1 protein-coding gene is annotated in these 1,272 nt (G+C 29.8%); it reads right to left on the bottom strand.

What is annotated here, in order from left to right; genetic code table 11:
* A partial coding sequence (locus tag OM075_RS25070) for a helix-turn-helix transcriptional regulator (protein WP_301192952.1) occupies nucleotides 1-173 on the bottom strand: 173 nt, incomplete at its 3' end.
* Nucleotides 174-1,272 lie beyond the last annotated feature (1,099 nt).

The raw sequence follows: 1,272 nt of genomic DNA on the forward strand, positions 1-1,272 counted from the left end.
TTATGTCCGAACAATGCCAACACCTCATTAACCTTATCCATACGCAAGCTTGGTTTTCCTTGCTCTAAGTCTCTTATAAAGCGAAGTCCTACTCCGGCTCTTTCAGCTAAATCTTGTTGTGTTAATCCAAGCTGCTTTCTACGTTGTTTCACAAATTGTATTAGTCCAAGCATAGTTTATACCTTTTAGGGTATAAATATAGTGATTATTTTAATATTATACCCGATATGATATAAATTGCATAAATATGTCTAATTTATACCCTATGAGGTATAATTGATTTATAGTATAGGATTATTAGTCCAGTTTATTAGTTACAAATGGACATTTTATTGGTTAGCTTCGTATTTTATATGTCAAGTTCTTTGATCAAAAAACATGACAATAAATTGATTTTTGTTCGGTTCCTGGTGTGAAATGAGTTCATTAAAACGCATTTAATCGGGCATTTTAGCCATCTTTGGTGGACTTACAGAGGACTAAATTGAATTCGTAAAATATTGAGAATAGACACTTAAAGCAAATTTTCAGTTACCTCTCGCTACTGGTTAAAATTGAGAGATGGCTATCTTCCAAAAAAGATTGAGTTATCCATTTTAGAACCTATGATTCTGAACATGTTGGGAAATGATTATTACAATAAGTCTTACCTTTTTAGCAAAAGTATGGTAGTAATGAACCTGAGCAGATTTTATTGTATTGAATAACAGTTTTGGTGAACATGAATTGATAATTATTACTGTATTTTTCCCAATAATTCTATCTAGTTTTAGGTCGAAATAGAAAAAGTGGTTCAATACATTTTGAACACAACTGTTTCTTCATATTAAACAAATTCTTTTAAATTGATTAAACAGGGAAATATAGCTGTATTCTAAAATCTTAATACTGATATAATTAAGATGAAATTTAAGATTCTCGGGGTGGAGAGATTCGACCCCTATCCTGTAACTTATTATTTTTCAATTCTTTTTTCTAATACAACTCCTAGTCGTTCCCGAATTATTCACCTTTTATTTAGCATAAAATAAAGGCTTTTAGTGTCCTTTGACATAAAGTAAAGGTACAGAAAATCATTGGCTTTTGAAGCTAAAATGATGCAAATTATATGCATCTGAAATAAACTAGAATAGACGATTCTAAAGAATTTAATCCTTCTAAATCCATTATTATTGATTACTGCTGATGCGTTAAAAATTATCACTAAACAAATTTAATTGTTCTTTGACATCTTGATTGATTTGATATTCTGTAAGCAGTTCTTTTATTGGA

It is taken from the genome of Plebeiibacterium sediminum, assembly GCF_026013605.1.
Classification (GTDB): domain Bacteria; phylum Bacteroidota; class Bacteroidia; order Bacteroidales; family Marinilabiliaceae; genus Saccharicrinis; species Saccharicrinis sediminus.